The sequence below is a fragment of the Pseudomonas sp. PSB18 genome (assembly GCF_014596565.1).
Taxonomy (GTDB): domain Bacteria; phylum Pseudomonadota; class Gammaproteobacteria; order Pseudomonadales; family Pseudomonadaceae; genus Aquipseudomonas.
Map to the genome: position 1 here is coordinate 15,737 of NZ_NOIN01000017.1, position 26,704 is coordinate 42,440.

The 26,704-nt window shown below is 62.2% G+C and carries 19 protein-coding genes; 11 read left to right on the top strand and 8 right to left on the bottom strand.

What is annotated here, in order from left to right; genetic code table 11:
* Positions 1 to 8 precede the first annotated feature (8 nt).
* The 8 genes from CGA22_RS26045 to CGA22_RS26080 all read left to right on the top strand — a co-directional run bounded on the left by CGA22_RS26045 (position 9) and on the right by CGA22_RS26080 (position 11,981).
* Positions 9 to 2,390: a hypothetical protein gene (locus tag CGA22_RS26045; protein WP_041020004.1), complete on the top strand. Its 2,382-nt coding sequence runs from the start codon at positions 9 to 11 to the stop codon at positions 2,388 to 2,390.
* Positions 2,391 to 2,452: 62 nt separating this feature from the next.
* Positions 2,453 to 3,373 (top strand): hypothetical protein, encoded by a 921-nt coding sequence (locus CGA22_RS26050; protein WP_041020003.1) that lies wholly within the window; start codon positions 2,453 to 2,455, stop codon positions 3,371 to 3,373.
* Positions 3,374 to 3,546: 173 nt separating this feature from the next.
* Entirely contained in the window at positions 3,547 to 4,839 is a 1,293-nt protein-coding gene (locus CGA22_RS26055; protein WP_041020002.1) for a hypothetical protein, read from the top strand.
* Positions 4,840 to 4,842: 3 nt separating this feature from the next.
* The gene (locus tag CGA22_RS26060; RefSeq protein WP_041020001.1) at positions 4,843 to 6,654 is read left to right on the top strand and encodes a hypothetical protein; all 1,812 of its coding nucleotides are present in this window, start codon (positions 4,843 to 4,845) and stop codon (positions 6,652 to 6,654) included.
* 32 nt (positions 6,655 to 6,686) lie between these two features.
* On the top strand, positions 6,687 to 7,736 hold the full coding sequence (locus CGA22_RS26065; RefSeq protein WP_041020000.1) for a hypothetical protein: 1,050 nt from the start codon (positions 6,687 to 6,689) through the stop codon (positions 7,734 to 7,736).
* A gap of 356 nt (positions 7,737 to 8,092) precedes the next feature.
* Positions 8,093 to 8,470 carry a sigma factor gene (locus tag CGA22_RS26070; protein WP_041020017.1) on the top strand — a complete coding sequence of 126 codons (378 nt, stop codon included), beginning with the start codon at positions 8,093 to 8,095 and terminating at the stop codon, positions 8,468 to 8,470.
* A gap of 39 nt (positions 8,471 to 8,509) precedes the next feature.
* Positions 8,510 to 8,926 (top strand): organic hydroperoxide resistance protein, encoded by a 417-nt coding sequence (locus tag CGA22_RS26075; protein ID WP_041019999.1) that lies wholly within the window; start codon positions 8,510 to 8,512, stop codon positions 8,924 to 8,926.
* A gap of 145 nt (positions 8,927 to 9,071) precedes the next feature.
* Positions 9,072 to 11,981, top strand: coding sequence for an ATP-binding protein (locus CGA22_RS26080; RefSeq protein ID WP_188258751.1), 2,910 nt, complete (start codon positions 9,072 to 9,074; stop codon positions 11,979 to 11,981).
* On the opposite strand, the gene CGA22_RS26085 is transcribed toward CGA22_RS26080, so the two are convergent.
* The 3 genes from CGA22_RS26085 to CGA22_RS26095 form a co-directional block, all read right to left on the bottom strand.
* The gene (locus CGA22_RS26085; protein ID WP_041019997.1) at positions 11,974 to 12,591 is read right to left on the bottom strand and encodes a response regulator transcription factor; all 618 of its coding nucleotides are present in this window, start codon (positions 12,589 to 12,591) and stop codon (positions 11,974 to 11,976) included. The genes CGA22_RS26080 and CGA22_RS26085 overlap by 8 nt on opposite strands.
* A 78-nt stretch (positions 12,592 to 12,669) precedes the next feature.
* Positions 12,670 to 13,041 carry a response regulator transcription factor gene (locus tag CGA22_RS26090; protein WP_041019996.1) on the bottom strand — a complete coding sequence of 124 codons (372 nt, stop codon included), beginning with the start codon at positions 13,039 to 13,041 and terminating at the stop codon, positions 12,670 to 12,672.
* Positions 13,034 to 15,859 carry a PAS domain-containing protein gene (locus CGA22_RS26095; RefSeq protein ID WP_084213675.1) on the bottom strand — a complete coding sequence of 942 codons (2,826 nt, stop codon included), beginning with the start codon at positions 15,857 to 15,859 and terminating at the stop codon, positions 13,034 to 13,036. Before CGA22_RS26095 ends, CGA22_RS26090 begins: the two co-directional genes overlap by 8 nt.
* A gap of 198 nt (positions 15,860 to 16,057) precedes the next feature.
* On the opposite strand from CGA22_RS26095, the gene CGA22_RS26100 reads away from it, so the two are divergent.
* The gene (locus tag CGA22_RS26100) at positions 16,058 to 17,326 is read left to right on the top strand and encodes an MFS transporter (protein WP_041019995.1); all 1,269 of its coding nucleotides are present in this window, start codon (positions 16,058 to 16,060) and stop codon (positions 17,324 to 17,326) included.
* 78 nt (positions 17,327 to 17,404) lie between these two features.
* Positions 17,405 to 17,830 (top strand): organic hydroperoxide resistance protein, encoded by a 426-nt coding sequence (locus CGA22_RS26105; RefSeq protein WP_041019994.1) that lies wholly within the window; start codon positions 17,405 to 17,407, stop codon positions 17,828 to 17,830.
* 313 nt (positions 17,831 to 18,143) lie between these two features.
* Here CGA22_RS26105 and CGA22_RS26110 read toward each other — a convergent pair whose 3' ends face one another.
* The 5 genes from CGA22_RS26110 to CGA22_RS26130 all read right to left on the bottom strand — a co-directional run bounded on the left by CGA22_RS26110 (position 18,144) and on the right by CGA22_RS26130 (position 25,574).
* Complete coding sequence (locus tag CGA22_RS26110; protein ID WP_041019993.1) at positions 18,144 to 18,920, bottom strand: alpha/beta fold hydrolase; 777 nt, start codon at positions 18,918 to 18,920, stop codon at positions 18,144 to 18,146.
* A 23-nt stretch (positions 18,921 to 18,943) separates the two neighbouring features.
* Positions 18,944 to 19,450, bottom strand: coding sequence for a cytochrome P460 family protein (locus CGA22_RS26115; protein ID WP_041019992.1), 507 nt, complete (start codon positions 19,448 to 19,450; stop codon positions 18,944 to 18,946).
* A 22-nt stretch (positions 19,451 to 19,472) separates the two neighbouring features.
* The gene (locus CGA22_RS26120; protein ID WP_041019991.1) at positions 19,473 to 20,546 is read right to left on the bottom strand and encodes an alpha/beta fold hydrolase; all 1,074 of its coding nucleotides are present in this window, start codon (positions 20,544 to 20,546) and stop codon (positions 19,473 to 19,475) included.
* A gap of 83 nt (positions 20,547 to 20,629) precedes the next feature.
* Positions 20,630 to 21,967, bottom strand: coding sequence for an epoxide hydrolase family protein (locus CGA22_RS26125; protein ID WP_041019990.1), 1,338 nt, complete (start codon positions 21,965 to 21,967; stop codon positions 20,630 to 20,632).
* A 574-nt stretch (positions 21,968 to 22,541) separates the two neighbouring features.
* Positions 22,542 to 25,574: an FAD-binding and (Fe-S)-binding domain-containing protein gene (locus tag CGA22_RS26130; RefSeq protein WP_041020139.1), complete on the bottom strand. Its 3,033-nt coding sequence runs from the start codon at positions 25,572 to 25,574 to the stop codon at positions 22,542 to 22,544.
* Between the two features lie 144 nt (positions 25,575 to 25,718).
* Between CGA22_RS26130 and CGA22_RS26135 the strand changes: the two genes are divergently transcribed.
* On the top strand, positions 25,719 to 26,603 hold the full coding sequence (locus CGA22_RS26135) for a LysR substrate-binding domain-containing protein (protein WP_041020138.1): 885 nt from the start codon (positions 25,719 to 25,721) through the stop codon (positions 26,601 to 26,603).
* Positions 26,604 to 26,704 lie beyond the last annotated feature (101 nt).

Consider the following 26,704-nt stretch of genomic DNA (forward strand, 5'->3'; position numbering starts at 1 on the left):
AGCACGACATGAGCGTATTGAATTTCCCCCGCATCTACCTCAACGGCGAGATGTTCTGGAATCCGCCGACGGCCAATAACAATGATGTGTACCCACTGTATGACGCGGTGAAGATGGACATCAACTGGCCGTTCGTGAAGCACTTCGGCATCGACCCCCTCAACGCCCCCGACACACTGATGCCATGGACCCTCTCGACGCAGTACATGGCTAACATGCCGACCTATGTGCAGCAGGTGCCCGGCAATATCAATCCAAACCATGACCCCTACATGCCCGCCGAATGGGACCTGTTCGGCGACAACGGTTGCGGCCTGGTGAACTACGGGAAAACCACCTCGACCGTCATCGGCGGCGAATTGCAGGCCAATACCTACATCGACCAGGATCCGCTGGTCGGCAAGCCATACCAACTGCTCGGCAGCCCCCTGGGCAGCTCTGCCCCGACGCCGGCGCGCTTCGTGGACATCAGCCCATGGCAGAACACGTTCACCGCGTTGTATTTCGACAAACTGGTGCTGGGGGACGGGTCCTGCGGCCTGACGCTGAAGCGCAAGTACCGGATGATGGACCGTTTCCTGAACTTCAGTTGGGGCGCCCTGGGTGGGCTGGTGAATGTCAGTACCACCTGGCAGACCTGCTTCCCCAAAGAGAATCTGGAATGGCTGATCGGCAACTCCTCCCTGCTGAGCAACCTCCAGCAGCAGATGGAGCAGCAAGGGGCGCAGGGCCTGATGTTCCGGTTTTCCGCCTACCTGACCTGCTACGACAAGAACGGGATATTCAACGATTACCCCCAGCGCCTCAACACCCGTTCCAACGAACCGGCCGTCATGGAGCATGTGCGCGAGCTGTACAAGAAGGGCTTGAACAACGTCAACCAGATTTTCTTCAACCCCGCCTACAGCCGCACCTCGGCGGTGCTGGGCCTGTGGTTCGCCAACGAATACCCCACCGCCCCCGCCGGGCTGCGCCTGGTGCCCAACCAGCCAGTGACGATGATTCAACCGGGGCAGGATGATCGAAGTGCGAGCGTGGGGGTGATCTCGGCGCAGTTCACCGGCAACGTCCTGTCACTGGACCTGAGCAACACGTTTCCATGCTATCCGGTGAATCCCGACGCCGACATCCTCGTTCCGGAGAAATTCAACTCCGGAGACTACCTGTTGGGCGTCCGTCAGAAGGGACGATTCACCGCAGCGGCCGGCTTCGGTTTCGAGCAATACCAGCAATCGGCCTTCGACAAACGTTCGGGCATCCTCGACCTCGTCCTCAGCTCCAATGCCAAGGGAGTACTGCAATCCGGCCCCCTGCTCCTGCAACAGCGCAACGCGGCCCCAACCCCTTCGATAATGGCCGCCCAGCAGCAACTGTGGACCGCCGAAGTGATCGAGAGCGGCAGCTTCATCGACGTCGGTGAGCGCAAGATAATGAGCATCATGGTGCAGAAAAATGGTCAGCCAGCCGCCAACACCACATTGTATGTGGCGGAGTATGGCAATCCCTTCATGGTCACCAGCAGTAACTACTACCTGGCATTCAGCAACGCAGCCGACTTCACCCTGTTCTACGACAACCCGTCGGACCGTAGCAAGAACACGGCCAATCTGCCGCAGTTCACCGATGCGGCTACGGTCGACCTCTATCGCAGCACCGGCAGCGGTCGTCGACTGACCGACCTGCAGGACGTGTCCCAACCGGTGAGCGGCCCGGTCGGTTATCAAGACTTCCTCCATCATTCCGGCACACCGGTCGCCGTCAACCTGCGCCCCTGCCTGGTTTTCGAGAAGGGCATCAATGCCACCGGCACACTGCAGGAAAAAAAGGCCAGCAGCATCAGTTACTCCTACGCCGTCATCACCACCAACGCCCAAGGCATCGCCCAGGTAGCCTACCGAGCGGTGGCGCCGGGCTTCCCCACCTTGCGCTTCTTCGTGCAGGAGAACGACAAGAAACCGGCCATTCCCTTCAGCTTCCCGATCACCCAGACTTTCGTCGACTTCCTTGCGCCAATACGGGTCCTGCCCGTGGACATGAAGTTGCAAGAGGACTTCATCAGCACCTGGAATGGCATGTGCACTGCCACGGACGCCCCGGAAAAGATATGGAACACGTTCATCTTCCCAAAAGTCCTGCAGACCTTCTATTACCTGTACCCCATCATGAACAAGTACATGCCGCTCGACTCCCGCACACGCGTAGAGGGCGCCGTCGATCAGTTGATCATATTGATCAGCAAGCAGAACCAGGAGGAAAGCACCCTGGCGATGCCCATCACCCGCGACCTGTCGCAAAGCCGCCGCGCCGTACTGGAGCTGTGGGCCAAGCGCCTGGTGAAGCTCAACTTTCCGCCCAGCACGCTCAGCATGAGTGACTACAACGGTCTTTGACGATTTCACCCAGGATCACCGGGTGGCGAGCCCGCCGCCCGGCACTTCACAGGAGTGTCGATATGAAAGCCAGCATCTTGAGCCGACTGTTGCTACTGATCCTGTTGTTCAGTCCGGGGCTTTTCGCCCAGGACAGCGGCGCGGTGTACTTCACCATGGGGGTACACAACACCGAAGGCTGTAACGAACAGAACGGCAACTGCATCGCCAAACGCGCACCGGGCGACCCTTCCGATCCGTTCTTCCCGGCGTTCTGGATCAGCGACTGGACCATGTACCGGGTGATGCACAACTACGAGAAGAACCCGCCGCCCTACAGCAACCCGCCCACCACCCTCGCCCCGGCGGACTACACCGTGTCCCGGGGCACCAGCTACTACGACACCACCTACATCCCGCCGGATGGCGACGGCTTCGGCGCGATGATGGAGCACTACGAGAAATACTGCCTGCCGATCTTCCCGATCAAGAACAACAACTACACCTGCTCCTTCGTGTCCCTGGGTAACAAGGCGTACTTCCTGACCTATCCGCAGGATCGCCCCAAGGACATGCCGGCCTGCTGCATGTTCTCGCCGATGAACCATCCGCCGCGGCAGGATTTCATCCAGCACCTGCCCTACAGTGCGGCGCGCAGCCAGAACCTCAATGGCAGCGTGCAGGCCTATGCCCTGGACCTCGACTCACCGCAGGGGCCGATCCTGTTCGGCTACGCCTTCTACAAACAGATGTCGGGGCAACCGCCCTACCGGCATCCGCAGTCGTTCTATTTTTCCGGTGACGCCAGCGTCGCCAATGCGCCCATCGTCAGCCAGAACTACACCAACTTCCGCATCGCCAAGCCCGACCCGGCCCAGACCTGGGCACAGGTGGCTGCCATGTGCCCGTCGAATCCGCCGCCCTGCCAGTTGTTCGAGCCTCCGGCTTCGCAGAGCAACGGCCAGAAGGCCCAGTGGAACAAGCTGATGCAGCGCAAGCCCTGAAAACTCACAGGGATTTATGTGACAAGGAGATTGTGGCGAGGGAGCTTGCTCCCGCTGGGCTACGAAGTAGACCCATGAATGTTGAGAGTGCTGCGCACTCTAGCGGGAGCAAGCTCCCTCGCCACAACAAGCTTCCTCGCCGCAAGTGAATCGACTCAAGACGAAGGATTGCCATGAAAACGTTCATCCTGATATTGCTGGGGCTCGCCAGTCTGTCGGCCCTGGCCTTGAATCAAACCCGCGACCAAAACAAACCGACACAGGCCAGCACCCTGAACTGTCAGCCCCCCACCACCGCGCCTGCCGCCAACGCCAGCCAGGACCTGTTCGATCAGTACAGCTGGCAGATGTTCATCGCCATGAACTGGCCCGCCCAGAACGGGCAGCGCGGTGATCCCGACTGCAGCAAACAACCAGGGGACGCCGGCTACACCGTCTGGCAAACCTACAAGACCGTGGAGGAAATCTTCCTGCCGCAGGGGGCAAATCCGGGCCCCTGGAACACCCCGCAAAAAGCCAAGAGCCTGGGCATCATCAACATCGCCGCGCTGAAAAACAGCACCCAGGTGAACGCCGTCGACCAGGCCGTCGGTGGTTGGCTGATCGACCAGGCCGGCAACCCGACCTACTACGATATCTCGGCCAACGAAGACTCCTACGACTACATCGTCAACAACCAGTACTACAACGCCGATATCGTGTCCAAGGCCAACAACATCAGCTTTCCCAACGGCGTCATCGAGATCAAGTCGAGCTGGCGCATCCTGAGCACCAGCGACAATGCCAGCCGCTACCTGACCCAGCTCGCCCGTGTCGCCACGTTCGATGACCAGGGCAAGCGCACTGGCGTCACCGAGGCCTACCTGGGCCTGGTGGGCCTGCACATCATCACCAAGGTGAACGGCTATCCGCAGTGGATCTGGTCGACCTTCGAGCAGATCGACAACGTACCGCCCAAGGCACTGGTGCATGGTCAGTGGGTCGACCAGCCGGCATCGGGCATGGCCTACTCCTACTTCAACGCCAACGCACCCGCCGCCAGCCTCAACCAGTCGCCCTGTGACTGGCAGACCCAAGGCGCGCACCTGGTCTGCGTGCCCAAGTCCGGCACCACGTTCCAGACCCCGAACCCATTGAACCGGGTCACGCCGATTGCCGAGGTCACCAACAAGGTGAACGCCGACTACCGCAGCAACCCGGACCTGCAGAAAAGCGTGTTGAAGTACTACCAGCTCATCACTACCCAACGCCCATTGATGCCGGACAACCCCAGTAATCCCCTGGGCCAACCGACCCCGTCGCTCTCGGCCAACGTGACCATGGAGAGCTACATCCAGCCCAACAGCAGTTGCATGAACTGCCACTCCATGGCGACGCCGGTCAAGAGCCCCTACAAGTCCGATTTCTCCTACCTGTTCAAATTCGCCAATTCGCCGGTCATCAAATCCATCAAGGACGAGGAATAAATCATGAGCATCCTGAACGGACCTCGACTGAATTTCTGGGGCGGCATCCGCACCGACGTCAGCCTGCCGAACAACTCTCCCACCATTCCTTACAACGGCAACGCCAACTGGCCGCTCTTCGACCTGACCACCTCGACCCTGGCACCGGGCGCGCAGTCCTACACCGACGACCAGTTGAATGACATGATCAACGCCCCCAACGGCGACTACTACACCGCCGGCGGCTGGAATCACTACGGGCAGCACGTCGTCGACATGCAGAACGCCTTGATCAGTTCCCAGGGCATACCGGGCAGTGTCAGCACCACCGGCGACCTGGTGGGCCAGCCGGTCTACCTGCTTGGCTCAGTGGATCCGGTAACGGGCCAGGCGCCCGTCTCCGGCCCGATGATGGTGGACCTGGACCCCACCGGCACCACGACCACACAGATCTTCGTCGGTGGTCTGCAAATCGGCGGCAACAGCGACATCCAACTGTTGATTCACAGCAATACCGTGTGCAGCAGTTTTGACGTGGCCGGGCGTGTATTACTGCCGAAAACGATGGACTCACCGGGCTCGTTTCACGCCAGCGGCACGTTCCAACTGACCTTTCCCCTGAGCAGCATCGTCAGCTGGAACACGAACAGCGCCGGCCTGCGCGCGATCATCCAGGCGCCGGGGGCAACGGGGATTGTCCTGCGTTTCGTCATGTTCGAAATGTGCCCGACGATGACCACCGAGCAACTGGACGCCGACTACGCGGCCGGCCGATACACTCCCAACCCGAGCATCGGCCGGGTCATCGGCACGCTGGCCCCAGCCTTCGCCGACGAACCGCTGAGCTGCCAGCCGGGCCGGCAACTGGTCAACCAGAGCACGGGGAATGCCGGCTATGCCGACCTGGGCAGCGGCAACGGTTACCTGAGCATCGACATGGTGAACGTCATTCCGAAGGAAACCTTCCGCGCCGTCAGGGACGACATCACCAGCCCCATCGGCCCCAACGCCAATTACGGCCCCGTCACCATCAGTGCCGGCACCACCACCCTGGCCACCCTGGACCCGACCAGCAGCCCGTTATTGAACTACTACGTGTACGGCGGCATCGTCGACCTACCCATGACCGCCAGCCAGATACAAGCGGTGCAGACCAGCGCCCTGGCGATCAACGCCCCCGGCACAGTCGCCGACACCACCTTGCAGGCCACTGAATCGACCTATCGTCTGTATGCCGACCAGCGCAACGTCTACCTGGAGGACTACCCCAATGGCCTGTCGATTACCCTGCAGGTCCGGTACCTGGGCGGGCCGGTGCCCAGCGCCACGGAAATCGGCGTGAAGGCGTCGGCGACCGCGGCCTATGTTCTGCCAGAATACTGGGATTTCCTCGACTTCCCCGACTCGCTGACCGTCAACGCCGGCCAGCTTGCCGTCAGCTTCCCCGTCACCGTCAAGCAGGCCAGTGCCGCCCAGGCGGGTTTCGTCACGCTGACCTGCACCGTCAATGGCGTGGACAGCAGCGCCTACTTCAGCAACTTCCGCAAATACGCCCAGACCGATTTCGGCATCCCCAAGGGCACCACCATCACCTGGCCGCTGATGTATCCCAACGTCCTGCGTTTTCACTACCTGGCCTTCCCCGCCATGTCGCGCTACATCCCGTTGAACCAGCCCGACGCGATCATGGGCGCCAAGAATCCCATCCTGGCGCGGACATCGGACGCTTACAAAGGCACCACCTTGTTCATGCCCGTGGTGCGCTCGATGTCGCCCTGCCAACGGGCACTGCTGCGGGCCTATCTCACCGGTGAGCCGTGGCAACGGCCGCAGTGATCGCGTCCCCCTTCATGACGGAGAGCCGCTTCATGTCTATCCATATTCCTGAGCAACCCAGCCAAAGCCTGCGCCCGGGCACCCTCATCGCCGAGGGCCTGCTGAACCCTCGTGGCGTCTGCGTGCGGGCCGATGGCAGCCTGTTGCTCGTCGAGGCCGGCTCCGGCCTGCCGGAACAGACCTTCAGCGGGCGCATCAGTCGCCTGCGACCCGATCCTAATCGACCCGGCGCCTACCTGCCCCGTGAAACGCTGGCGGACGGGTTTCGCGCCATGAACATGCAGGCTCGCATGCTGCGTGATGAAATCATGGGGCTGTCGGACGTGGCCTGCGGAGATGGGCGTTATCTGGTGAGTCAGACCGATTACGTCGAGGGCTCCAAACTGCTGGACCTGCAATTCACACCACCCGAGCCGGTGTTTCGCAGCCGCGGCAATCTCAATGCCCTGTGCTACCACCCTTCTCGCCGCAGTTGGCTGGCGGTCAAGCCTGATACCAATCAGTTGGTGGAGTTCGTCGCCGGCCAGGACGAACGGGTGCTGGTCCAGTTACCCGAGCTGGACCAGGGCCAGGAAGCCGTCCCCGTGACGTTGGTGTACGAACCGGCGACGGACGCTGTGCTGATCAGCCTGTTCTCCGGCGAACGACAAGGCGACCCCGGACGCAAGGGCATCGACTTCATCGACAAGGCGGGTCAGGTGATCCGGATCCATCCCGGCAGCGGGCAGATCGAACGGCTGATCGATGGCCTGCAATTGCCCACTGGCCTGGCCCTGTGCCCGGCCGGAAACGTGCTGGTGCTGGAACTCTGCGACCGCCTGCAACAACCCCTGCTGCCGGACTGGAACGGCGAGCCGTTGCATGGTGGCTTCACCCGGTTCACTGGTCGATTGCTGAGCTGCAACCTGCAGACCGCCCAGGTCACCGTGCTCGCCCAAGGCCTGGATACCCCATCCAACCTGTGTGTGGTGGAGGGTGCGGTGCTGGTGAGCGAAGGCATGGGCCTGACCGGACGGCGACTGCCCACACCCGACGGCCATGTCGTCCCACTCAGCGGCAGGCTTCGGCGGGTACCGCTTTAACGGCTCGGGAACGTTGTGGGAGCGAGCCTGTTCGCGATGACGGCGACACAGCCGACATTCCCGCAAGCTGACCCACCGCTATCGCGAGCAGGCTCGCTCCCACATTGGATTCGCGGTATACGCAGCATCTGCATACACCGCCCAACCCGGTGGGAGCCGGGCTTGGCCGCTCTCACAGAGGGATTTGTGGTGAGTAGAGGCCTCTGTTAGCGCTTCAGCTAACAAGCGCTAACACCGAATAACTGGTGATCGCCCCCGCAAGGCATCACGCTTGGGTCTCAGCACTGAACAGAGGCAGCAGGTCCATTCAACTGTTGCTCATGAGCAGTGAGCCAATGACTCAAGAGGGTTCGATCATGACCGAAGGCTGCCGCGATAGCTGGCTGTGCAGAACCGACCGTCTGGGGAACGATGAACTGTGCGCCTTGATGGCCAAGGTCGACAGACACGGCCCTCAAGCTTTACAACAGCTCCTGGCGAAAGTGAAGCCGCTGCTCAAGGCGTTCTACGAAGGCCAGGTACAAGCCGGGCGTGCCAGGCGCGAAGAAGTCGAAGGTCTGATCCAGGAGGCCTTCATGGTGCTCCAGCAACGACGGGCTGATTATGACCCCAGCGTTCCGTTTCGCGCGTGGCTGATCGCGATTGCACGGGACACCTTGCTCTATCACTGGCACAACCAAGGCAACGACGCCAGCGTTGCAGCCCCCCTCAACGCAGTCCTGAGAGCGGTCTGACCCGCGCCTCAACGCCGTCCTCCTGATCGGGAAATGCCGATGATCAATATCGAAAAAGTGCTTTACACCAGCCATACGTACACAACAGGCGGTCGAGAGGGCGTTGGGCGCAGTGACGATGGCCGACTGGATCTGCTGTTGTCTCCCCCAGGCGCGCCTGGGACCGGCACCAACCCCGAACAACTGTTTGCAGTCTGCTGGTCAGCCTGCTTCCTGGGCTCCTTGCGTCACGCCTGCAACGCTCGCAAGATCCACTTTCCGGCCCGCGCGGCCGTTAACGCGCAAGTTGATCTGGTCCATGGCGAACAAGGGTTTTTCCTGCAAGCCCGGCTGGCCGTTTCGCTGCCAGACATCGAGCCGGATACCGCCCAGGAGCTTGTCGAGGCCGCCCACCAGAACTGCCCGTACTCCAAAGCCACCCGCAAGAACATCGACGTCTGCCTCACCATCGTCTGATTCCTTTCAGCGGACGCCCAGCCCTGTCACGCCCGGTTGACGGGACGCCCGTACTTGAACGTTTAATCAAAACACCTATCATGCAGACTCGCCTGTAGGGACAGTCGTACAGCGAAACACCATCTTATTTCTAGAGAGCCTTCTTGTGGAGTCAGCCCCGGACGACCTGCACGAATCGTTGACCCTGCAACTCGCCTTCGGTCCTTTTTGCGTGACGCCGGGCAAGCGATTGCTCACGAAAAGCGGCTCCCCTGTGGAAATCGGCGGGCGAGCGCTGGACCTGCTTATCGCGTTGCTCGAACGTCCCGGACGGGTACTGTCCAAGCGCGAATTGATCAAACGGGTCTGGCCCGACATCGTCGTCGCGGAAGGCAGCCTTCGTTTTCACATGACAGGACTACGTCGAATCCTCGGGGATGGAGAAGACGGGGCGCGCTATATCTCCACCCAGGTGGGTGTCGGCTACGCCTTTGTTGCGCCCATCGAACGGCTCCAGTCCGGCGACTCGACCAGCTCCCCTGTCCCATCCGCCCAGGCCGCCGGCAAACGATTCATCAGCACAGTAGGCAACTTACCGGCCCGCGCCAGGCTGATTGGCCGGGACAACGATGTGCAAAGGGTCATCGACCGCCTGCAAGAACCCAAGCTGCTCACCATCGTGGGGCCCGGCGGAGTCGGCAAGACCAGCCTAGCCGTAGAGGTGGGACACAGGCTCGCTGCCGACAGCGATGAGCCGGTACGTTTTGTCGATCTCGCTCAAGTCGAGGACGCCGCGCTGGTGCCCTCTTCGCTCGCCGGTTCCCTGGGCATTCCGGTGCAGGCTGACGATCCGCTGTTTGTGCTGCTCGCGCACCTTCGAACCCGCAGGCTGGTGCTGATCATCGACAACTGCGAACACCTCATCGATGCCGTTTCGGCCGTTGTCGAACAGATCAGGGCAACGGCGCCCGGCGTAAGCCTGTTGGCCACCAGCCGCGAACCGCTGCGCACCCTGGGCGAACACGTGCATTGGCTCAACCCCTTGGACTTTCCGGGCGAGACACAGGCGCTGAGCGTCGATGAGCTGTTGGGATTCGCGGCAGTGAAGTTGTTTGTCGAACGCGCCTCTTCAGGCAATCCTTCGCTGTTCCTGGAAGCCGGCAACGCACAGATGATTGTCGACATGTGCAGACGCCTCGAAGGCATGGCCTTGCCCATCGAGCTGGCCGCCGTGCGTGTAGCCAGGCACGGGGTGCACGCCACACATGCCTTGCTGGGCGAGCGCTTTTCCCTGGGCTGGTCTGGACGGAGAACGGCGCTGCCGCGTCATCAGACGCTGCGCGCCATGCTCGATTGGAGCTACGCCCTCCTCTCCGAGCAAGAACAACAGGTGTTCGATCGCCTCGCGATTTTCGTCGGACCGTTTTCCCTGGAGGCGGCCTCGCAGATTCTCGCCGACACGCAGATCGATTCCCTCACTGCGGTCACGACGCTGGATGAACTGGCCTCCAAGGGCCTGGTCAGCGTTGATCACAGTGACGCGATGGCAACCTATCGCCTGCTGGAAATGACCCGCGCCTATGCACGCGAAAAGCTCGTGTCCCGAGGTGATACTGAAGTGCATGCGCTGTCGTTCAGGCACGCGGCCTATTTCATGGATCTGCTCGGCCGTCTCGGCAGCACACCCGATGAAGTCTTCGAGCAGTCCTCTCGACTCGCCAGCCAGCTGGGCAATATCAGGAATGCGCTGGAATGGAGCTTTGGCCCACAGGGCGACCCGGGGCTGGCATTGCCGCTGGCCGCCGCGAGTGCACCGTTGTTCTTGCATTTTTCGTTGATGGTCGAGTGTCGGACCTGGTGCTCCCGGGCCACCGAACTGCTTGAGTTGGGTTACTTCGGAACACCGACCGAAATGGAGTTGCAGGCCGCCCTGGGCCTGGTGTTGATGTTCACCCGGGGTAACAGCGAGGCCGCACGGAAAGCCCTGCTCAGGGCCTTGGACATTGCCGAGGGGCTGGGCGATCACGAATCCAGGCTGAGGCTGCTCGGGCGCCTGCAAATCTTCTCGGAGCGCATTGGCGACTTCCCGTCGTCGCTGGCCTGGGCCGAACAAGCCGTCGAAGTGGGCAACCTCATCGGCACACCCGAGGCCATCGCCGTGGCTGCCTCGCTGGCCGGTATTTCCCATCACCTGCTCGGCAACCAGACGCTGGCGCGGCGGGAGCTGGAAAAGTCCTTGCGCAACAGCCTGCCGTCAGAACGCAGCAGTACGGTTCATTATGGCTTTGATCATCGCAACCGCACCGGGCTGGCCCTGGCGCGGACACTGTGGTTGATGGGCTTTCCCGATCAGGCCAGGCGCTGGGCCGAGCAGGTCGAAGCGGAGGCCGCCGCATTGGACCACCCGGTGACCTATTGCATCGCATGGGTCTGGACGCTTTGCATCCATATCTGGACAGGCGATCTGGAGAAGGCCGCCACAGGTCTTGAGACTTTCAGGAAGACCGCCGAGGCCAATGCACTGGCCCCCTATGTAGCGGCGGCAATGGGCGTGCAAGGGGCTATCGCGATACGTGCCGGGCAACCCGGCAACGCGGTTGCCTTGCTGGAGGAAAGCCTGGCGCGGCTGCGTGGCATGCGTTACGAATTGCTGACCACTTCGTTCGAAACGTCCCTGGTCGAAGGTCTGATCCTGAACGGTCAGTACGAGAAGGCCTCGATGCAGGTCGAAGCCACCATCCGCCACTGCCGCCATAGCGGCGACGCCTATGCCCTGCCGGAACTGCTTCGGATCAAGGCCGCTATCCTCAAGACACTGGCCCCAAGCAATCCCGTTGCGGTCGAAGACACGCTCAATGAATCGATTGCCCTGAGCCAGCAGCAAGGCGCCTTGTCGTGGGAACTGCGGTCCTCGATGGATCTGGCCACCCTGTGGCTGGAGCAGGCTCGGGTCAATGAGGCCAGGGAGTTGCTGAGGTCGTGCAGCGAGCAGATGTCCGAAGGACATGACACCCTGGACCTACGCCAGCTGCAAACCTTGTGGCAAAGGACGCTGGCGCCACCGGGGCTCAGCTGAGCGCCAGGGACAACTGGGCGTCCATCTTTACCAGGTCAGCCAGGGAGCGCGCTTTCATCTTGCGCATGACCTTGCCTCGATGGGCCTTGACGGTGATCTCGCTGATTCCCAACTCCGCCGCGATGACCTTGTTCATGCGCCCCGCAACGACCATGGTCAGGACCTCCTGCTCACGGGGGGTCAACGTTGCGTAGGCTTCTCGCAACGCACGCAGGTCTCCCTCGCGGCTCAAGGCGCTACGGCTGCATTCCAGCGCATCGGCGATGGCGCTGAGCAGCACTTCGTCATCGAACGGCTTGGTCAGGAACTCCACGGCGCCGGCCTTCATGGCCCGCACCGAACGCGGCACATCGCCGTAGCCGGTAATGAAGATGATCGGGATCATGGGCCGGTCAGCGGCAATCGCATTCTGCAAGTCCAGCCCGCTCAGGTCCGGCAGGTTGATGTCGAGCACCAGGCAACTGGGAACCGCAGGCCGGGGCTGGGCGAGAAAGGCCTGGGCGGACTCGAACAGTTGCGGTCGCCACTGTGCGTGGCCAATCAGCAATTCCAGCGACTCGCGCACGGAAATATCATCGTCGACCACAAATACGATGGGCGTATTGTTCATCGCCGAGCCACGACGTTCGGTACCAGCTCTATTGTTCGCGCTCAACACGCTACCTCCTCCCGTAGTCGTCATTACCCGTCAACTGACCGGCAGCGCAGCGCTGAGCGCCTTGAGCAGCGCCGCCTCGCTGAAGGGTTTCATCAGGCAGTCCACGGCGCCCTGGCTCATCAGGTGTGAACATTGGGCCGCATCGCCCAGCGCCGTGATGAAGATGATCGGGATGTTGAAATGGCGCAAGGCGAGTTCCTTTTGCAGCTCCGGACCCGACATGCCCGGCATGGCGACGTCCAGTATCAGGCAGTGGGTCTGGCTGGGGTATCCGGACGAAAGAAACGCTTGGGCCGACGAAAAGGCCTGGACCGCAAAACCGAACTCCTTGAGCAGATCCGGCAACGCTTCCCGCACGGACTCGTCGTCGTCAACCACCGATACGAGCAAAGGCTTATCCATTGAAAACCTCTCTGGTGGGCTCGCGGATACCCTCTATGACGTCGGCTGGATCGCGCAGGCCTTTGCAGGGAATCGCAAAGCGAAACGTTGCGCCAGGTCCGATATCGTTCACGCAGGCCCAGATCCGTCCGTCATGCTTTTCGATGATCGAATGGCTGACCGACAAACCGATCCCCATGCCCGAACTCTTGGTCGTGTAGAAAGCACTGAACAGGCGCTCCGCGTCCTGGGGATCGAAGCCGACGCCGTTGTCCCTGACGTCGAGATAGACATGACCGTCCTGTAGTCCGGTACTGACCTGCATGCGCCGGGGCCGATCGTTCATCTTGCTCATCGCCTCCTTCGCATTCAGGATCAGGTTGAGGATCACCTGCTGCAACTGTACGCGATCACCCCTGACCGGCGGCAGGCCGTCAGCGAATTCGGGATGCAGTATCACCGCGCCCCGCTGCAGCTCTCCCAGCAACAGGGCGATCACCTCCCGGGCCGCTTCGTTGATGTCGACGTCTTCAATCGTGATGCTTTTCTTCGAGAACAGCACCCGCAACCGATTGATCACGTCGGAGGCGCGGTTGCCATCTCGGATGGTGCGCCGCGCGGTTTCCAGGGCGCCCTCGACATTCGGTGGATTGGCGCCGAGCATGCGCAAGCAGGTGCTGGCATTGGTGATGATACCGGCCAGCGGCTGGTTGACCTCATGGGCAATCGACGCGGTCAGCGCGCCCAGGCTGGCAACCCGGGCCAGATGAGCCAGCTCCGAGCGGACCTTGCCGAGCGCGGCTTCGGAAAGACGCCGCTGGGTCACGTCCTGCAACGCAGCGATGTACTCTAGCTGGCCTTCCCCGTCTTTCATCGCGTGTGCAACCAAGTGGACATGCTTGATGGTGCCGTCAGGCAATTGCAGCCGATGTTCATGCTCGAAGTCCTGACCTTTCTTGCGCTGGTGCCTGATCATCTCCTTGTAGGCCGAGATATCGTCCGGGTGGACGCGGGTGTAAATGAAATCCAGGGTGGGCGTCACACCTGGTTCCAGGTCGAGTATCCGATAGATCTCTTCGGACCAGGTGAGCTCGTCCGAGCCGACGCTCCACAAGAAGGTGCCTGTGGAGCTGAGCCGTTGCGCCTTAGCCAGGAACGCCTCGCTCTGGCGCAGTGCCGCCTCGCCCCGTGCTCTATCAATGGCGATGCTCGCCAGGTGAGTGATCTGGGCGATCAGGGTCTGCTGCAGGGGTCCAGGGGCGGTTGATTCGGGATGCAGGATCGACAGAACCCCTGTCACCTCACCGTTGACGGAGGTGATCGGTGTCGACCAGTTCGCCCGCAAACCGTGGGCCAGGGCAGTCGTGCACCAATCTTTCCAGCGCGTCTCACTGGCCAGGTCGCAGCAAATCACCTGTTCGTTACGGATCGCAACCAAGGCGGCTGGACATGCGTCCGCATCCGCCACGCGCCCCTCCAGGCCTGCCACCAGGCTCGCCGGCACGTTCGGGGCAGCCCCTGGCAATATCCGTGGGATGGCTTCCTGCGTCGGATACGGGTGCTTGCGGTCGACTTGCACGATGCTGCACACGCAGCCATCGAAACTCGCCTCGGCCAAGGTGCAAAGCGCCTCGAGAACCCGTTTGAGGGCGGAACCTCCGGCGATCATGCCCAGCAGACGCTTCTCCCCGGCCAGCAGCATTTCGGCGCGTTTGCGATCTTCAATATCGGTGTTTTCCCCGTACCAGCGCACCACCTGGCCCGACTCATCGCGCTCCGGTACCGCCCGGATCAGAAACCAGCGGAACGTGCCGTCGAAGCGACGCAACCTGGCCTCGAATTCACCCGGTTCGCCCGTCGCCAACGCTTTCCAGTAAGCAGCCAGTGCACCGCCGTCATCCGGATGAATCGCGGCCATCCAGCCGGTACCGCAGGCGTCCTCCAGCGCGATACCGGTGTAATCGCACCAACGCTGGTTGAGAAAACTGACATTGCCATCGGGCGTGGCGCTCCAGACAAAACCGGGCACCGCGTTGATGATGCTGCGCAACCGGGCTTCAGACGCGCTGATCTCGGCCAGCGCCTTGGCGATCAAGGCCTTGTCGCGCTTCTGTTCGTCGATGTCGATGGTGATGACCCACCAGCGGGTGATGCGACCGGTCTCATCCCGCATCGGCATACCGTTGGCAATGAACCAGTGGTAGGCGCCATCCGCGCGGCGAATGCGCAACTCGGCGCGAAAAGGCTCACCGGTGGACATCGCCTGCGCCCAGCTGTCGATGATCCTGGGACGATCCTCGACGTGGACGATCTCACTCACGGCCCACTCCTTGAGCTCCTCAAGGGTGGTCCCCATGTATTCAAGGTTGTGGATGTTCACGCACTCCAGGTCTCCGCTGGGGCTCATCAGCGAAACCAGGGCCGGAATGCTGTCGATCATCGTGCGCAGACCGGGCTCGGTCATGTTGACGGGCTGGGCAACCGCACAGTAATCCTCGATGTCGGTGCAGACTCCGCACCATTTGCGGACGGCTCCGGCCGTGTCGGTCAGCGGGCTCACGCGCACGACGAATCGGCGATAGACCCCGTCGGCCCGCCGCAAGCGGGCCTGTATGCCTCGTGGCTCGTCGCCCTTCAGCACGGCGCGCCAGCACTCGAACACCTGCGCACGGTCGTCAGGATGGATGGAAGCATGCCAGCCCTCTCCCATTGCCTCCTCACGACTGCGACCGGTGTACCGGCTCCAGTACTGATTGACATAGTCGACGCCGCCATCGACACGGGCCGTCCAGGCCATGCCTGGCAGTCCGTCGATGATGCTGTCGGGTTCGTTATCCATGCCGGTCCCGCTCTGTAATGGCCCTTCAGAGAGCATGCCCCCGGTGATGGGGCGCGCCTATCATACCTTGGTGTCACACGCGCCGATCAGTGTAGCGCCGGGGATGGAAAACCGACCAATACCAACGTGTAATCGCCCTTTCGGCAACACCCTGTTCTGATTCATCCTGGCAACAGACACCGTCAAAAGGAACGGCATTTGCGAGACAGAACGCTGGAAACAGGCACTACCTCAAGGCAACAACATTCGGCCGCCAGCTCGAAGGCGACGGGGCAATGGACGGTCGTCGGCCTGTGCATGCTGTTCAATGTGATCAACGGCCTGGCGACCCTGGCCACGGCCTTCGTGCTCCCCAGCCTCTCGGTAGAATGGAGGTTGAGCGGTTTCCAGCAGGGCTTGTTGCTCAGTGCAAGCCTCATAGGGATGGCCAGCGGATCGACATTCGCCGCCCCCATGGCGGACCGTCATGGCCGTCGTCCCTTGCTGCTGGCGAGCCTGTTGCTCAGCGGCACGACCATGCTGCTGTCATTCTGGTCCCAGGACTTCTGGTTTCTTTGGCTGTTGCGCACCCTGACGGGGATGGGTGTAGGGGCGACGCTCGTCGGTGCCAATGTGCTGACCCATGAGTGCACCCACCTGCACCGGCGAGACCTGGCCATCGCGCTTCAGTCCGTGGCCTTCGCTTTGGGCGTGTCCCTGGGCGGCCTGCTGGCGCATGCATTGAACGACGCCGTCGGATGGCGCTACGTGTTCCTCGCCGGAGGTGCCTTCACCCTCGCGGCTGGCTTGAGCGGTGCACTGTGGCTGCGTGAGTCCTTCGAATTCCTCGCCGTGAAAGCTTCCCCCGCCCAACCGCCCGGCCATCGGCCTGCCTCGAATGCCGGGCGCGGGCTTCGACGAGACTTCTGGTCGAGGCAGTGGCGCGCAACCGTTTCGCTGGCAACTGCATGCTTCCTCGTCATGTTCTGCTTCTACTTCGTGGTGAGCTGGACACCGGCACTGCTGGTTCAGACAGGGGCATCCGCAACCCATGGCATCAAGGGCGGCATGCTGCTCAATCTGGGCGGCATGCTGGGCGCCCTGCTCCTGGGACTTGCCGCGAATCGTTTTGGCAGCCGCCGCTTGCTACTGGGTTGCCTGCTGCTGAACGCCTTGCTGATGACCTTGATGATGCCCGCCACCCAGGTGTTGAGCCTGTCCATCGGCATGGGATTTTCCATCGGCCTGCTGCTCAACGCGGCCATCGCCGGCCTGTATATCCTCGCGCCGCAGACCTATGGCACCGAGGAAAGGGCCAGAGGCGTCGGCCTGGTGCTGGGATTGGGTCGCCTGGGTGCGATCCTGTCACCGATTGTCGCCGGCACGCTGCTGGATGCGCACTGGAGTGCACAGGCCTTGTTCATGTTTTATGCCGGCAGCCTGCTGTTGGCGATGCTGGCCCTCGCTTGGGGACGCGGTCGAAGTTGAGGCCGACACCTTGGTGCAATGGCCCGTCCGGAAGGCTTTTGGTGAGATGGTTTTTCCGATTTCAACCAGGAGAATCCCATGCTTGCTTCGACCCGTTCCGACAATGTGCTCTATACCGCCAATGTCCACACTACAGGTGGCCGCGACGGTCATTCGCACAGCGACGACGGACGCCTGGACGTCCAGCTTTCAAGCCCGGGCTCGTCACGGGCCGGCACCAACCCGGAACAATTGTTCGCGGCTGGTTGGTCCGCTTGCTTTGAAGGCGCGATGCAGTTGGCCGCTCGGCGCCTGAAAATCAAGCTACCGGAAAATCCGGCGATCGACGCACAAGTGGATCTGTGCCTGGCGGACGGCAGCTACTTTCTTCAAGCGCGCCTTAAGGTCAGTGTCCCTGGAGTCGACCGGGAGTCTGCCCAGGCCTTGCTCGACGCCGCGCACGAGACCTGCCCCTACTCGAAGTTGTCACGCAACAACATCCACGTCGAAATCACCCTGGCCTGAGTGATCCTGGACAGAGCGACTGAAACACCGCCATCGCGAGCAGGCTCGCTCCCACCCTGATTGCGGGTTGATCACAACATCCGGTATGACGCCAATCCCTGTGGGAGCGAGCCTGCTCGCGATGACGGCAGCACAGTCAACATCAATGCAAGCTGATCCGCCGCCATCGCGAGCAAGCTCGCTCCCACATTGGATTAGGGCGTGCGCAGCATTTGCATACGCCATCGGCCCTATGGGCAATGGATGGCTTGATCGAAAGCCCCCCACGCATCGGGAGTCGATGCGTGAGCGGAACCCTCTCAAGGCGCAGGAATCACTTCGCCGCAGCTGCTTCCTCGATCAACCGGGCCACCGGCTCCGGATGGGACACCATCACCACGTGGGAAGCCCCCTTGACCACCTTCACATCCCTGGCATCGGCACGCTTGGCCATGAACGCCATGGCTTGCGGTGGAATGTTCTTGTCCTTGTCGCCGTAGATGTACCAGGACGGAATGTGTTTCCAGGCCGGCGTACCCGCCTGCTCGTTCAGCGCCGCTTCGGTCACCGGACGCTGGTTTGCCGCCATCAAGGCCGCCTGCGCGGCGGGGACGTCGGCGGCGAACTGGTCATGGAACTTGCCCTGCTGGATATACAGATCCTTGCCGCCATCGGCCAATACGACAGGCGGCGCCAGGGTCGGGCCGAGGGTGCTGCCGGGGAACTTCCCAGCCAGCCCGGCGACGGTTTCCCCCGCCTCGGGGGCGAAGGCGCTGACGTAGACCAGAGCCTTTACGTTGGCGTGGTCATTGGCCGCTTCACTGATGACGTTGCCGCCGTAGGAGTGGCCCACCAGCACCACCGGCGACTCGATGCTGCCCAGCAGCGCCGAAACCGCAGCACCATCACCTTTCACGCTGCGCAAGGGGTTGGCGGCGGACACCACCGTGTAGCCATCTTTCTCGAGGATTTTCACCACGCCATTCCAGCTCGACGCATCGGCAAAGGCGCCGTGCACGAGAACGACGGTGGGTTTCACAGTCTGCGCCGAGGCGTTGGCGCCGATGATCAGGCCGGCCGTGCAGGCCAATGCGGCAATGACTTTTTTCATGGAAAACTCCTTGGATACCTGGGTTATGGAGCGAGACGTGTAAAGACAAAATCATGGTTCTGCACCCGCGCCTGGTGGCAGGCGAAACAGGTTTGGTGTTGGGCCTCGTCGGCGGGCTTGCCGTTGATAAAACGACCGAACCCCCAACCGCCGGTTGACGCATATTTCTTCGAGTCCTTGACCATGACCTGGACGGTGGTGGCCGCTCCAGGAATCGAGGCCGGCTCGAACTCCGGTGACTGCACGTGCTTCCAGGCCAGCTTCACCAGGACCGTGCCGTCGGGAAACGGCAGCGTCGCGTCCTGGTAAGCCTTGATGGCGCGGTCATTGCCCAGTACCGCGCGAAGCTCGTTCAGCGGCTCGGCTTCTTGCGCCGGTGCGATCAGCGCCCACTGGCGATAGCCATCGGGCAACTTCACACCGTAGATCGGTGATGCTTCACCGCTGCCGGCATCGCCCAAGGCAACGCCGGCAGTGATCAACGCCGCCGATGCAACCGCGGCGGAGGCCGCCAGATGCTTGAGTTTCATCGTTGCTATCCCTCGTGCCGGATCAAAGATGATCGGCATCGATCACGGCCTGGGCGAAGGCTTGCGGGGCCTCCTGCGGCAGGTTGTGACCGACACCGCCGCTGATCAGCCGATACTCGTACTTGCCGGTGAAGCGCTTGGCATAGGCCTCGGCCGGTGGGTGCGGCGCACCGTTGGCATCGCCTTCAAGGGTGATGGTCGGCACCCCGATGGAAGGGAACGCCGCGAGTTTCTTCTCCAGCGCGTCGTACTTGGCCTCGCCCTTGATCAGGCCCAGGCGCCATCGGTAGTTGAAGATCGATACCGGGACGTGATCGGGGTTCTGCAACGCCGCGGCGCTGCGATCATAGGTCGCGTCGTCGAAGTTCCACTTCGGCGAGGCCAGTTTCCAGATCAGCTTGGCGAAGTCGTGGGTGTTCTTTTCATACCCCAGGCGACCACGCTCGGTCGCAAAGTAGAACTGGTACCACCACTGCAACTCGGCGGCCGGCGGCAACGGCGCCTTGCCGGCTTCCTGGCTGCCGATCAGGTAGCCACTCACCGCCACCAATGCCTTCACCCGCTCCGGCCACAGCGCCGCGACGATGTCGGCGGTGCGCGCGCCCCAGTCATAACCACCGAGCACGGCCTGCTTGATGTGCAGTGCGTCCATGAAATCGATCAGATCACTGGCAAGCGCCGCAGGCTGGCCGTTACGCACGGTCTTGGCCGACAGGAAACGTGTATCGCCATACCCCCGGGCATAGGGAATCAATACGCGATAGCCCTTCTGGGCCAGCGCCGGCGCCACATCAGTGTAGCTGTGGATGTCGTACGGCCAGCCGTGCAGCAGGATGACCACCGGCCCATCGGCGGGGCCGACCTCGGCATAGGAAACGTCCAGCAGACCCGCCTTGACGTGCTTCAACGGGCCGAACGAAGTATTGGTTCCCGGCGTGATGGCGCCGATGGTACCGGCCGGCACCTCGGCAGCGTTCGCCTCTGACGAGGTCGCAGCCAGGGCGCCCAACTGCATCATGGCGACCGCCAGGACAGCCGGCGCGAGCAGACGCCGGCGCCGCGGTGTGGAGGTGTGGTTCAACAGGTTCGTAGTCATGGTGAGTCTCCCTTGCGAACCGCCGCCCGGCGGTCGCGAGTTGTGAAATCGAAGGTGTCTGCCGGACGCGCCGCGGTGCCGGATTATTTCGCCGCGGCACGCAATGGCCGGAATGCTTCACGCAGTTCTTCGCTGAACAGTTGCGGCTGCTCCCAGGCCGCGAAGTGACCGCCCTTGCTGACTTCGTTGAAGTAGGACAGCGACGGATAGGCGCGCTGTGCCCAGGTCTTCGGCGCCTGATAGATTTCGTGGGGGAATACCGTGATCGCCACCGGCACCTTGATGTCCGTGGTCTTCTGCGCGGCCGCGCTGAAGTTATTGTTGTTGTTCTCCCAGTAGAAACGGGAGGACGACGCCCCGGTGTCGGTCAGCCAATAGAGGCTGATGTCATCGAGCATTTCATCGCGGCTGAGCACGCGCTCAGGCTTGCCGTCGCTATCGGTCCAGGCCGCGAATTTCTCGTACATCCACGCCGCCGTCCCGGTGGGCGAGTCGGCCAGCAGGTAACCGATGGTCTGCGGTCGGGTCACCATCATCGCGCCGTAGGCCGCGTTACGACCGAAGAACGTACTCAGGGAGGTGTAGGCCCGGCGTTCCGGATCGGTCAGCCCCGACGGTGCCGGATCGCCGCTGTTGATCGGCTTTACCAGCTCCGGCGGCACGGTGGCCGGCATGTTCAGGTGGATGCCCAGCAATCCGGGCGGCGCCAGGCGGCCCAGCGCATCGGAAATCACCGAACCATGATCGCCGCCCTGAGACACGTAATGGCTGTAGCCCAGGCGCTTCATCAGCACGTCCCAGGCCTTCGCCACCCGGTCGGGGCCCCAACCCAATTCGGTCGGTTTGCCGGAAAAACCATGGCCGGGAATCGACGGGATGATCACATCGAAGGCATCTTCCGCGCGGCCACCGTAAGCGGTCGGATCGGTCAGCGGGCCGATGGTCTTGAGGAACTCGAACTGCGATCCCGGCCAACCATGGGTGAGGATCAGCGGCATGGCGTTGGGGTGGCGCGAACGCACGTGGATGAACTGAATGTCGACGCCATCGATGGTGGTGATGAACTCCGGCAAGGCATTGAGCTTGGCCTCAGCCTTGCGCCAGTCATAACCGTCGCCCCAGTATTTCACCAGCGCCTGGACCTGGGCCAATTGCACGCCCTGGGAAACGTCATTGACGGTTTCCTTGTCGGGCCAACGGGTGGCCGCAATGCGTTTGCGCAGTTCGGTCAACTGCGCTTCATCAACGTGAATACGGTACGGGCGAATGGCCTCCGACCCGGCCGGAGCGGCGCTGGCGGACGGGTTGTCAGCGGCCAGGGTGACGCCACTGCCGGCAAACAGGGCAAGACCGAACACGCTGACGAGAGCGGATGACGCCAGACAACGTTGCCAGGTAAAAGCGGAAGAAGCTGCTTGCATGGTGGTTCTCCTTTTGACTAATCGGCTCAAGCAGCTCGATCAAACCATCGCGATGTCCCATGGAGGATTGCACCATGGTGTCGGTCGATACCTAGGTATGACGCGCGCGGTTTCGTGTGCTGTCTCGATGCGGGTCATTTAAGGACGGACAGGTATCGCAGATGTGTCAGCAACAGCCCGTAAAGAAACAGTCCGTATCGACAAAGGGGCTGGATACATAGAGATACATTGGAGGCAGGGAGCTGATGTCAGCTCAGCCACGGAACTGTGGGAGCGAGCCTGCTCGCGATGACGGCAGCACATTCAACATGGATGCAAGCTGACCCACTGCTATCGCGAGCAGGCTCGCTCCCACAGAGGATTTGGGGGTGGGCATGAGTTCTGTGGGCAACTCGGACAACCCATGTGGGAGCGAGCCTGCTCGCGAAGGCGGCAGCACATTCAACATGGATGCAAGCTGACCCACTGCTATCGCGAGCAGGCTCGCTCCCACAGAGGATTTGGGGGGGGCATGGGTTCTGTGGGCAACCCTGAAAACTTCAGGGACCGGCATCAGTCGGTCCCTTTCTTTTCGTCAGCCGCGCCGCCCAGCCAACACCTGCTCCAACACCACCTCCAACGGATGCCGTAGCTGCTTGTCCGCCAACCGTTTCACCTGGCTGCGGCACGAGTACCCCGTTGCCAGCGCCTCCCCTTCCTTGTCCAGCTTGCCGGCCCAGGACTGTTCGAAAATAGTCCGCGAGGTGTCCTGGTTGCGCAGTTCATGGCCGTAGGTGCCGGACATGCCGCAGCAGCCCGTCGCCTCGGTCATCAGCTTGAGCCCCAACTTGGCGAACACGCTTTGCCATTGCGAGGTACTGGCGGGCACATTGGTCTTTTCGGTGCAGTGCGCCAGCAGGCGGAACGTCCGGGCAACAGGATTCGCTGTCTGCGGAACCGCATCGACCAGCCATTCCTGAGGCAGCAGGACTTTCGGGCAGGCATCGAGCCCTGGCACCTTCTGATATTCCTGGCGGTAGACCAGGGTCATGGCCGGATCCAGGCCCACCAGGGGCACCGAGCAGTCGGCGAGCGCCTGGAGCTGGGTAGCGTTGCGGATCGCCGCCTTGTTGAAGGCACCGAGAAAGCCCTGCACATGCAAGGGCTTGCCGTTGGCGCTGTAGGGCGCCAGGAACACCCGATAGCCCAGTTGATGCGCCAGTTCGATAAAGGAAGCCAGCAACGGCGTTTCGAAGTAGCGGGTGAAGGCGTCCTGCACCAGCACCACACTGCGCTCCCTTTGCGCCGGCGTGAGTTCACGCAGGGCCGGTACGCTGGCGACCGCGACTTTGCAACGGCTCAAGGTGGCCTGGAAGTTGAAGCGACTGATCAGCGGGCTGTCGACCATGCCCACTTGGTTCGCCAACAGCCGGCTCAGCCAGGTCGAACCCATGACCGCGTTGTAGAGGCCCGGCGCGTAAGCCATGTAGGGAATGGTGAATTCCAGCGAGCCGATCAGGTAGTCACGCAGCGGCCGTTGATAGCGGCCATGGTAGAGCTGCAGGAAACGCGAACGGAACTCCGGCACGTTGACCTTGATCGGGCATTGTCCCGCGCAGGATTTGCAGGCCAGACAGCCGGCCATGGCGTCATAGACTTCGTGGGAGAAATCCGCCTCGCCCCGTGAGCGCGCCAGGTTGTTGCACAGCCGCGCCGGCAAGTCCTTCAACCACGACGCACCGCCCCGCGCCGCTTCCAGCACATCGACATTGGCCGCGCCCTGCAGGCGCAACCATTCACGCATCAGCGATGCCCGCCCCTTGGGGGAGTGCTGGCGTTCGCGGGTGGCTTTCCACGACGGGCACATGGCGTCGTCGGGGTCGAAGTTGTAGCAGGCGCCATTGCCGTTGCAGTGCACGGCTGTGCCGTAGCTCTGCCAGACGCGCTCGTCGATCTGCCGATCCAAGTCACCGCGTAGCGTGACCTCGTTGACCTTGAGCAAGCCTTCGGCGGCATCCGGCGGTGTACAGATCTTGCCGGGGTTGAGCTGGTTATAGGGGTCGAACGCGCCCTTGAGGGATTGCAGTGCCGGGTACAAATCGCCAAAGAACGCCGGCACGTATTCCGAGCGCAAACCCTTGCCGTGCTCGCCCCAGAGCAGGCCGCCATAACGCTGGGTGAGTTCAGCCACCGCATCGGAAATCGGCTTGACCAGTGCAGCCTGGGCCGGGTCTTTCATGTCCAGCGCCGGACGTACATGCAACACGCCGGCATCGACATGACCGAACATGCCATAGCTCAAGCCGTGGCCGTCCAGCAATGCGCGAAACTCGGCGATGTAGTCGGCCAGCCGTTCCGGCGGCACGGCGGTGTCTTCCACGAACGGCTGCGGCCGCACCTCGCCTTCGACGTTGCCCAACAGCCCGACCGAACGCTTGCGCATGGCATAGACACGGTTCACCGCCTCGGCCCCTTCCGCCAGCGTATGGCCCAGGCGCTCGATGGTGGTGTCGCGCTGCAGATGCGTCACGAAGGCCGCCACCTCGGCGTTCACCTGCGCAGCGTCGTCACCGCTGAATTCCACCAGATTGATGCCCAGGGTCGGGCGTTCGGCGTCGGCCGGGAAATACTCGGCGACGCTGTGCCAGACGATGTCTTTCATCGCCAGCAGCAACACCCTGGAGTCCACCGTTTCGATGGACAGCGGCTTGTGGGCCAGCAATGCGTTCGCATCGCGCAGGGCGTCCATGAAGCTGCCGTAGCGCACGTTCACCAGCACCGAATACTTGGGAATTGGCAGCACGTTGAGCTTGGCCTCGACCACGAACCCCAGCGAACCCTCGGCGCCGCAGAGCACGCTGTTCAGGTTGAAGCGACCGTGGTCATCGCGCAGGTGCGCCAGGTCGTAACCGGTCAGGCAACGGTTGAGCTTGGGGAACACCGACTCGATCAGCTCGGCCTGGGTCTCCTGGATCTGCCGGGCGGTGCGGTACACCTCGCCAATCCGACCCGGTTCAGCACACGCTGTTTCCAGCTCGGCGTCGGACAGCGGCTGGGTGTGCAGGCGCTCACCGCCGAGCAACACGCTGTGCAGCTCCAGTACATGGTCGCGAGTCTTGCCGTAGGTGCAACTGCCCTGGCCGCTGGCATCGGTGTTGATCATGCCGCCCACGGTGGCGCGGTTGGAGGTCGACAGTTCCGGCGCGAAGAACAACCCGTGAGGCTTGAGCGCGGCATTGAGCTGGTCCTTGACCACACCGGCCTGCACCCGGACCCAACGCTCGGCCACGTTGATTTCAAGGATGGTGTTCATGTGCCGCGACAAATCGACCACGATGCCGTCGGTCAGCGACTGGCCGTTGGTCCCGGTACCCCCGCCCCGTGGCGTCAGCTTGATCTGGCGAAACCGTGGTTCGGCCATCAGCGTGGCGATGCGAGCGACGTCCTCGGCGTCCCGGGGAAAGACCGCGGCTTGCGGCAGGCGCTGGTAAATCGAGTTGTCGGTCGCCAACACGGTACGGGTGCCGTAGTCGGCGCTCAGGTGACCACGAAAGCCGCTGGCGCGCAGGGCCTCGATGAATTCCGGGTAGTGGGCCGCGGGGGCAACCACGGGCAGTTGGGCAATCATTAACGGCCTCTTGGTGGGCTAATCACGTAAATACTTGTCGCCGGCGCATGAATAGGTCAGGCTCGGAACGACCTGCGTCAATGTTCCTTCAGGTTCCCGGCGCAGACAACCGGATAATCCTGCCGCTATCGATGACTTTTCCGAATGAATTACCGCCACCTCACGCCATCCATGTCACTGCTGCTGGCATTTGAAGCCGCCGCCCGGCATGAAAGCTACACCCGGGCCGCGATTGAACTCTCGCTGACGCAAAGCGCCGTCAGCCGGCAGGTCCAGGCGCTGGAAGAGCAATTGGGGCTGACGCTGTTTCGTCGCGAAGGCCGGCAGGTCCGGCTGACCGATGTCGGTCGCCTCTACCAACGGGAGATGAGCGAGGCCCTCGGACGCATCCGCAGCGCGACGCTGCAGGCCATGGCTTATCAGTCCGGCAGCGGCACCCTGCGCCTGGCGACGTTGCCGACCTTTGGTTCGAAGTGGCTGCTGCCGCGCCTGCATGAGTTCTACAAAACCCACCCCGGCATACTGGTGCACATCAGTTCCCGGATCGACGCCATCGACTTCGACACCAGCGGCATCGACGCCGCCATCGTTGTCGGCACGGCCGACCTGCCGGGTCTGATCAGCCACCGCCTGCACGCCGAAGAACTGATCGTAATCATCTCGGCGCAGGCGGCCAAGGCCCATGAGACGTGGACGCCGGAGCGCATCAGCGAACAGATGCTGCTCAATGTGGCGAACAACCCCAACGTCTGGGGCGACTGGTTCAGTCACTACACCCTGCCCCACGCCAGGATGCGCCTGGGCCCCAGCTTCGAACTCACCTCGCACTTGATCCAGGCGGTGCGTGCGGATATCGGCATTGGCCTGGTGCCACGCATCCTGGTGGCCGACGAATTGGCCAATGGCGAACTGATCGGCCTTGACCTGCCGTTCGCCAGCCGGCGCAGTTACTACCTCACCTATCCACCGCGCAACGAAATGCTGCCGTCGTTACGGGCGTTTCGTGGCTGGTTGTTGGAGCAGATCTAACTGTCCCGCAGTTATCGCAGACATAAAAAAGCCCCGCAAACCAAATGGGTCGGCGGGGCAAGGAATTGGTTGGTTGCGGCCAACCAAAGGAGCTCTGTGAA

What these genes read in the sequence shown, in the direction of transcription:
- CGA22_RS26050 (WP_041020003.1), top strand. Translation starts at nt 2,453, where the DNA reads ATGAAAGCCAGCATCTTGAGCCGACTGTTGCTACTGATCCTGTTGTTC.
- CGA22_RS26135 (WP_041020138.1), top strand. Translation starts at nt 25,719, where the DNA reads ATGAATTACCGCCACCTCACGCCATCCATGTCACTGCTGCTGGCATTT.
- CGA22_RS26090 (WP_041019996.1), bottom strand. Translation starts at nt 13,041, where the DNA reads ATGGATAAGCCTTTGCTCGTATCGGTGGTTGACGACGACGAGTCCGTG.
- CGA22_RS26130 (WP_041020139.1), bottom strand. Translation starts at nt 25,574, where the DNA reads ATGATTGCCCAACTGCCCGTGGTTGCCCCCGCGGCCCACTACCCGGAA.
- CGA22_RS26060 (WP_041020001.1), top strand. Translation starts at nt 4,843, where the DNA reads ATGAGCATCCTGAACGGACCTCGACTGAATTTCTGGGGCGGCATCCGC.
- CGA22_RS26120 (WP_041019991.1), bottom strand. Translation starts at nt 20,546, where the DNA reads ATGACTACGAACCTGTTGAACCACACCTCCACACCGCGGCGCCGGCGT.
- CGA22_RS26095 (WP_084213675.1), bottom strand. Translation starts at nt 15,859, where the DNA reads ATGGATAACGAACCCGACAGCATCATCGACGGACTGCCAGGCATGGCC.
- CGA22_RS26085 (WP_041019997.1), bottom strand. Translation starts at nt 12,591, where the DNA reads ATGAACAATACGCCCATCGTATTTGTGGTCGACGATGATATTTCCGTG.
- CGA22_RS26075 (WP_041019999.1), top strand. Translation starts at nt 8,510, where the DNA reads ATGATCAATATCGAAAAAGTGCTTTACACCAGCCATACGTACACAACA.
- CGA22_RS26065 (WP_041020000.1), top strand. Translation starts at nt 6,687, where the DNA reads ATGTCTATCCATATTCCTGAGCAACCCAGCCAAAGCCTGCGCCCGGGC.
- CGA22_RS26070 (WP_041020017.1), top strand. Translation starts at nt 8,093, where the DNA reads ATGACCGAAGGCTGCCGCGATAGCTGGCTGTGCAGAACCGACCGTCTG.
- CGA22_RS26125 (WP_041019990.1), bottom strand. Translation starts at nt 21,967, where the DNA reads ATGCAAGCAGCTTCTTCCGCTTTTACCTGGCAACGTTGTCTGGCGTCA.
- CGA22_RS26115 (WP_041019992.1), bottom strand. Translation starts at nt 19,450, where the DNA reads ATGAAACTCAAGCATCTGGCGGCCTCCGCCGCGGTTGCATCGGCGGCG.
- CGA22_RS26105 (WP_041019994.1), top strand. Translation starts at nt 17,405, where the DNA reads ATGCTTGCTTCGACCCGTTCCGACAATGTGCTCTATACCGCCAATGTC.
- CGA22_RS26055 (WP_041020002.1), top strand. Translation starts at nt 3,547, where the DNA reads ATGAAAACGTTCATCCTGATATTGCTGGGGCTCGCCAGTCTGTCGGCC.
- CGA22_RS26045 (WP_041020004.1), top strand. Translation starts at nt 9, where the DNA reads ATGAGCGTATTGAATTTCCCCCGCATCTACCTCAACGGCGAGATGTTC.
- CGA22_RS26110 (WP_041019993.1), bottom strand. Translation starts at nt 18,920, where the DNA reads ATGAAAAAAGTCATTGCCGCATTGGCCTGCACGGCCGGCCTGATCATC.